The organism is Hungatella effluvii (assembly GCF_003201875.1).
In the GTDB taxonomy this organism is placed as follows: Bacteria; Bacillota; Clostridia; order Lachnospirales; family Lachnospiraceae; genus Hungatella; species Hungatella effluvii.
Genome location: NZ_QJKD01000041.1, coordinates 2217 through 3907, shown reverse-complemented (window position 1 = coordinate 3907; position 1691 = coordinate 2217). Strand labels below are relative to the sequence as shown.

The 1691-nt window shown below is 49.1% G+C and carries 1 rRNA gene; it reads right to left on the bottom strand.

The window, feature by feature from the left end:
• Nucleotides 1-1525, bottom strand: a 23S ribosomal RNA gene (locus tag DFR60_RS30080); the annotation flags it as partial.
• Nucleotides 1526-1691 lie beyond the last annotated feature (166 nt).

The following is a 1691-nucleotide window of genomic DNA, read 5'->3' as shown; positions in this document are numbered from 1 at the left end:
TTTTCCAGTCTAACCAGTCCGGCGCTTGCCCCGGTCTTTTCATTCCCGGGTTTGGCTTCGGTTCTGTGTCCCCACAGTTCTGATAATACGCGGTACAGGAATTTCAACCTGTTGTCCATCGACTACGTCTTTCGACCTCGCCTTAGGCCCCGACTTACCCAGAGCAGATCAGCTTTACTCTGGAAACCTTAGATATTCGGCCTGGAGGATTCCCACCTCCATCTCGCTACTCATTCCGGCATTCTCTCTTCTTAACACTCCACGCCTCCTTACGGTAACGCTTCTCCGCAGTTAAGAATGCTCCTCTACCAATTGACTTGCGTCAATTCCTAAGCTTCGGTGTTGTGTTTCAGCCCCGGACATTTTCGGCGCAGGACCTCTCGACTAGTGAGCTATTACGCACTCTTTGAATGTGTGGCTGCTTCTGAGCCAACATCCTAGTTGTCTTTGAAATCCCACATCCTTTTCCACTTAACACACACTTTGGGACCTTAGCTGTAGGTCTGGGCTCTTTCCCTTTTGACTACCCAACTTATCTCGTGCAGTCTGACTCCCGTACATCATTTATGCGGCATTCGGAGTTTGATATCTCTTGGTAAGCTTTGACGCCCCCTTAAGAATTCAGTGCTCTACCTCCGCTAAACTAATACGAGGCTAGCCCTAAAGCTATTTCGAGGAGAACCAGCTATCTCCGGGTTCGATTGGAATTTCTCCCCTACCCACACCTCATCGCCACCCTTTTCAACGGATGTGCGTTCGGTCCTCCATTTCCTTTTACGGAAACTTCAACCTGGACATGGGTAGATCACCCGGTTTCGGGTCTGCCTGAACTGACTCTGCGCCCTATTAAGACTTGGTTTCCCTTCGGCTCCGCACCTTCAGTGCTTAACCTTGCCAGTCCCGGCAACTCGCCGGACCGTTCTACAAAAAGTACGCGGTTCCACCTAAAATGTGGTTCCACAGTTTGTAAACACAGGGTTTCAGGTTCTTTTTCACTCCCCTCCCGGGGTTCTTTTCACCTTTCCTTCACAGTACTATGCGCTATCGGTCACTAAGGAGTATTTAGCCTTGGGGGGTGGTCCCCCCGAATTCCCACAAGGTTTCTCGTGTCTCGTGGTACTTTGGAATCTGCTCGCTCTCTTCTGGTTTCACATACGGGGCTTTCACCCTCTGTGGCCGGTCTTTCCAGGACCGTTCTGTTACCATACGAGTCACTTATTGCAGTCCATAACCCCGGCATGCACGCACGCCGGTTTAGGCTCTTTCCATTTCGCTCGCCGCTACTTTGGAAATCGAGTTTTCTTTCTTTTCCTCCGCCTACTTAGATGTTTCAGTTCAGCGGGTTCCCAACGTATGGCTATGTATTCACCATACGCCGACTGAGGTTTGCTCAGCCAGGTTTCCCCATTCAGATATCTCCGGATCAAAGGATATTTGCTCCTCCCCGAAGCTTTTCGCAGCTTATCGCGTCTTTCATCGGCTCTTAGTGCCAAGGCATCCACCCTGCGCTCTTTATAGCTTAACCAGTTCGATTTTCATCTGCGGGTGCGGATTACTCATCTAAGATTCATAGCGTTGAATCTCTGGTCTTAGGTTTGTTATCATCGTACGTTACGACAATAACGAGTTTATAATTTTTTCGGTTATATCTGTTACGATATAACACCTCGGATGTCTTGATTTACTCTTTC